We start from the raw sequence: 5,494 nt of genomic DNA on the forward strand, positions 1-5,494 counted from the left end.
GTTTTCGTCATCTTGGGCTGCCCGCCTTCGACGACTGTCAGCGTACTGTTATAGGATTTCACTGAGCCGTTCTCGTGGTAGTCGATCCAGAACTTATCAACCTTCAAATCGAAATTCCCGCGCGGAATGTGATAGGTCTGTCCTTCGAGACACACCCCGAATTCCTGGAATCCATAGTAACTGCCGAGCAACCCACCGACCACGATGACCGTCGCACTCAGATGCGCCATATGTGCCCCCACACGGCCGAGCACCCCTTTTGTCGCATAGAGCGTAACCTCACCCGCGTCGTTCTTCGCCAAAACACGGTACCCCTTCTCAACAAAGTGCTGCGCTAACTGCTGCGCAACTGATTCTTTCGTCCCCTGGACCGGAACCTCAGCCTGTTGCTTCATGCTCTGAATGAAGGCCAGCGAGACACTGACCTTATCTTGTTTCATCGAACGCCAAATGCCCGGGAAGCGTTTGTAGAAACAGGTCAACGAATTGACACAGAGGAGCCCCAGGAGACTCGTGAACCACCAGGTGTGATAAACATCCGTGAAGCCTAGTCGCAGAAACCAGCGATAGGCGTTTTCCCCGTACTCTTGAATATAGGTCTCCGGCCGCTCCCCCTGTTGGATGACCGTTCCTATCGTGGCGGTAATCGCGATGAACAAGAAGAGAAACATCGCGAGCTTGATCGAGGCGAAGAAGTCCACGAGTTCACGGGAGAACTCGTCCCATCCGAGACCGGGAGTGGAAGGTTTGGGAGTCTCCTGCTGACTCAGCGTTTCAGGTTGACCGTTCATGGCGTACTCAGTTCATTTCTCTCAACCAGACACACAACCCTTGACGACCCGGTACACGCACTAGATTGGCAAGGGGCGACCATGCGCTGGAAGGTGATCCTATCCGAACGACAACCACACGCCGTCACAAGACAGGAAGGAAAATCATAGAAACGAAGGCATCTTACAAGCGCCTCAAAAGGCCTGTCAAGCAAGCGGGAAGCAGGGATAACGCGCTGGATCTTTTATAGATCCGATGGACAAACATGACCATTTTCGATATTATCGCCTCATTTCTGAGGCCTAATCATCTCCTTCTCACTCGGGGCCGTTTTCCCCCTAACTGAGAGCGAGTAACCACCGTCAACCGAACATTGAGGAGCCGATGAGAAACAACTATCTCTTTACGTCTGAGTCCGTCACAGAAGGGCACCCGGACAAGATTGCAGATCAGATCTCCGACGGTATCTTGGATGCCATCCTCGCTAAGGACAAGTATTCCCGTGTCGCCTGCGAAACGATTCTGACCACCGGCATTGCCTTCGTAGCTGGTGAAATATCCACTAAAGCTTACGTGGAAATTCCTGACATTATCCGGGACGTTATCAAAGACGTCGGTTATACGGATGCCTCTTGGGGATTCGACTACCATACCTGCTCAGTTCTCACTGCGATTCACCAACAGTCCGGGGACATTGCAATGGGTGTGGATTCGGGCGGCGCAGGCGATCAAGGCCTCATGTTCGGCTACGCAACCAATGAAACGGCGGAGCTGATGCCGATGCCGATCGTGCTTGCCCACCGCCTCACGCGTCGGCTGGCCGAAGTACGGAAAAAAAACATCCTCCCCTGGGTCAGGCCGGATGGCAAGTCGCAAGTCACCGTTGAGTATCGGAAGGGCAAGCCGGTTCGGATCGATACGATTGTCGTCTCGACTCAGCATAGTCCGGACGTGACGAACAAGCAGATCGAACGAGGGATCATGGAAAAGGTCATCAAGCCGGTCATGCCGAAGGGCTTCTATGATCCGTCGAGCGTCAAACACCATATCAATCCAACCGGGCGATTCGTGGTTGGCGGACCGATGGGCGATACGGGGCTAACCGGCCGCAAGATCATCGTCGATACCTACGGCGGCCACGGCAGCCACGGAGGCGGCGCCTTCTCCGGCAAGGACCCCACAAAGGTGGATCGTTCGGCCTCCTATATGGCCCGCTACGTCGCGAAGAACATCGTAGCAGCTGGATTGGCTGACAAGTGTGAAGTGCAACTGGCCTATGCCATCGGCATAGCCGATCCGGTCTCCGTACTCGTCGACACGAAGAACACCGAAAAAGTGGACGTGGATAACCTTGACAAGCTGGTGCGCAAACACTTCCCCATGACGCCGCGAGGGATCATTGACCATTTGAAGCTCCGCCGGCCCATCTTCAAGAAGACCGCAGCCTACGGGCACTTTGGCCGGAATGAACCGGAGTTCACATGGGAAAAAACCGACAAAGCAAAAATTCTACGGAAAGAAGCGGGATTGTAGATTGCAGTACGTTCCGATTGACATGAAAGGGGACGGGTTCATGACCCGCCCCCTTTTTTCTGAGTTCCATCACCCCATACGCCTAACGCTTCACGCATAACGAGGAGGAAATCAGTGGACTACGATGTGAGAGATATCAAGCTGGCCGACCAGGGCAAACTCAAGGTTGAATGGGCCGAAGCCACGATGCCGGTATTACGATTGATCCGCAAACGGTTCAAGCGTCAACAGCCCCTGAAGGGAGTACGCGTCACCGCCTGTTTGCACGTCACGACTGAAACCGCCAACCTCATGATCACATTGAAAGCCGGCGGCGCCGATGTGCGACTCTGCGCATCCAACCCGCTCAGCACACAGGACGATGTCGCGGCAGCGCTGGTGCAACACGAAGGTATTCCGACCTTTGCCATCAAGGGGGAGGACAACGCAACCTATTATCGTCATATCGAATCTGCCATCGGCCATCGGCCTCACCTCTCCATGGACGACGGCGCCGATGTAGTCTCCCATCTGCATTCTAAGCGCAAAGACCTCTTAAAGAACGTCATCGGAGGCACGGAAGAAACCACCACCGGTGTCATCCGACTCCGCAGTATGGCGGAGAAGAAAGTGCTGAAGTTTCCTGTCATCTCTGTGAATGACGCCGATACAAAGCACATGTTTGACAACCGCTACGGGACCGGGCAATCCACAATGGACGGGATCGTGCGCGCGACGAATCGCTTAATCTGCGGCTCGGTCGTCGTGGTGGTGGGCTACGGTTGGTGCGGTCGAGGAATTGCCATGAGGGCAAAGGGCATGGGCGCCGATGTGATCATCACTGAAGTCGATCCCTTGAAGGGATTGGAAGCCGTCATGGACGGGTTCCGCGTCATGCCGATGGAACAAGCGGCCCGGATCGGCGATTTCTTCGTCACCGTCACGGGCAACATCCATGTCATCCGGGGCGAACACTTTGCGGCGATGAAGGATGGTGCGATTGTCTGTAACAGCGGCCACTTCAACGTCGAGTTAGATATCCCGGCACTGGAAAAGTTGAGCAAGAAACGAAGAATCGTCCGTACAGGCGTGGAACAGTTCACCCTAAAGAGCGGCAACCGTGTGAGCCTCCTCGGCGAGGGCCGGCTGGTAAATCTCGCAACGGCCGAAGGCCATCCCTCCAGTGTGATGGACATGAGTTTCGCAAATCAGGCGCTTGGCGCGGAATATATTGTGAAGAACTACAAACATCTTGAGAAGAAGGTGTACCCGGTTCCTGCGGCGATCGACAAGGAAATCGCGCGGCTCAAACTGGCGGGTATGGGCGTGGCTATTGATACATTGACGGGGGAACAGAAGAAGTATCTCGCATCCTGGGAAATGGGAACATAAGATCGAGTCGCGGTGGACAAATTAGTCAGAAGGCCGCTTCATCACGAAGCGGCCTTTGTACTTCAGCACGCCAGATGGCCTGAGCCTTCACGCATATCGCCAGCAAGCCAACGGGATCCCTAACTTGTTCGCGATCGAGCCACCCCCTTGAGCAGAGCAGGTCTGACAAGCCCTGTATCACAGCCACTCCGGTCGCCAGTCTACGAGCCGTTCCATTGAAATATAAAATGGGAGTGGTAGAGTGAAGTCAGGCGCCAAGGTTCATACTACCGGAGGCTCCGATGAGATCGACACACTTCGCCCCTTTCTCCCTTTCCGATTACGGACTCTCTTCTGATCATGGTTTTCTGCCGGAGGATCCGCTTGTAGAGGTCCCGGATGCTCCAACCTTGAATCTCCTCGGCCATGAGCTGCCGAAACTGTTGAGTGCTCAGATGGTCAAGCGATTCATCGACGACCGTTCGGATCTCCTTCGGTCAATTCCTGCAGCCTGGCATGATCAAGAGCTCCGTGCCGCGATGCGGATTCTCTCGTTCGCAGGGCATGCCTATGTGTGGGAGGCTCCGGACCATCCGGCCGCGAGCCTACCGCCGCAATTAGCCAAGCCTTGGTTCGAAGTTGCCAAAAGACTGGGCCGCCCTCCAGTGCTGTCCTATGCTTCGTATGCCCTCGACAACTGGCGCAGGCTCGATGCGACCAAACCGATTCAACTCGACAACATCGTGCTGCTGCAAAATTTCCTCGGAGGGTTGGATGAAGAATGGTTCGTCGTGGTTCACATTCAGATCGAGCGGCAAGCGGGCCACGGGTTAGGAGGGCTCTTGTATGCAATGAACGGCGCAGCTCACGGAAACGGCGATGAGGTGCTCCACGGGTTGCAAATGCTCGCAGGAGCTCAAATGGCGATGCGCGACACATTGCTGAGGATGAAAGAACGGTGCGATCCTTATGTCTATTACACACGCGTACGACCTTACATCCATGGATGGAAGAACAGCCCGTTGCTCCCCAATGGATTACGGTACGATGGCGTCGCAGCTTACGAAGGACATCCGCAGCAATTTCGAGGGGAGACCGGAGCCCAAAGTTCCATCGTACCCTGCCTCGACGCCGGTCTCGGCATTACCCACACCCCTGATCCTCTGACCGTGTATTTACAAGAGATGCGTGATTATATGCCTCCCCGGCACCGGGCCTTTCTGCTGGCAATTGAAGCTGCCAAAGATGATCAAGGTCATCCTCTGCTTCCCCGCTATATTCGTGAACGAAAATCTCATCAACCCGAACTCTGGAAGGCCTACAGCAGTTGTGTGGATCTCCTCGCGCAGTTTCGCGAGATTCACATCGGGTACGCCGACAGCTACATCCATCGCCAGCATCAAATCCACGCAAGTAATCCAACTGCAGTGGGAACTGGCGGCACACCATTCATGACCTACCTGCAAAAACATTTGGACGAAACGAGGCAGCTAATTGCCGACTAGATAATGAGTCAAACTGCGAGGGGCTCTGGACCGATTGACTTTCTGTTCAAGCAAGAATTTCGCGGATGGCCTTGATGAGATCGCTGGCCCGAAAGGGTTTGGCGATAAAGGCAAACGGGCTGCTTCCAACAGGTTCCAGGATTTGATCGGAGTAGCCGGACATGTATAGCACACGCGTGCCGGGCATCGTTTCATGCACCTGCTTCGCAAGCTGGGGACCGGTCATGCGTGGCATCATGACGTCGGTAAGGATCAAACTGGGTGGTCGCGTCATCTCCTGCAACCGCTCCAATGCATCCATCCCATCGCTCGCTTCATGAACCTCGAAGCCTGCA

At 54.8% G+C, this 5,494-nt stretch carries 5 protein-coding genes; 3 read left to right on the forward strand and 2 right to left on the reverse strand.

Going from position 1 to position 5,494, the window contains the following annotated elements; translation table 11 throughout:
* Positions 1-791: cytochrome c biogenesis protein ResB (locus ACWVCN_RS09365; protein ID WP_455245319.1), on the reverse strand; the 791-nt coding region annotated here is incomplete at its 3' end.
* Between the two features lie 364 nt (positions 792-1,155).
* Here ACWVCN_RS09365 and metK point away from each other — a divergent pair.
* The 3 genes from metK to ACWVCN_RS09380 all read left to right on the forward strand — a co-directional run bounded on the left by metK (position 1,156) and on the right by ACWVCN_RS09380 (position 5,159).
* Positions 1,156-2,304: a methionine adenosyltransferase gene (gene metK, locus ACWVCN_RS09370; RefSeq protein ID WP_455245320.1), complete on the forward strand. Its 1,149-nt coding sequence runs from the start codon at positions 1,156-1,158 to the stop codon at positions 2,302-2,304.
* A gap of 114 nt (positions 2,305-2,418) precedes the next feature.
* A complete protein-coding gene (ahcY, locus tag ACWVCN_RS09375; protein ID WP_455245322.1) occupies positions 2,419-3,675 on the forward strand; it encodes an adenosylhomocysteinase in 1,257 nt (418 codons plus the stop codon).
* A gap of 281 nt (positions 3,676-3,956) precedes the next feature.
* Positions 3,957-5,159, forward strand: coding sequence for a hypothetical protein (locus ACWVCN_RS09380; RefSeq protein WP_455245324.1), 1,203 nt, complete (start codon positions 3,957-3,959; stop codon positions 5,157-5,159).
* Positions 5,160-5,205: 46 nt separating this feature from the next.
* On the opposite strand, the gene ACWVCN_RS09385 is transcribed toward ACWVCN_RS09380, so the two are convergent.
* Positions 5,206-5,494 (reverse strand): response regulator (locus tag ACWVCN_RS09385; RefSeq protein ID WP_455245325.1); only part of this gene is annotated, 289 nt, incomplete at its 5' end.

It is taken from the genome of Petrachloros mirabilis, assembly GCF_975968855.1.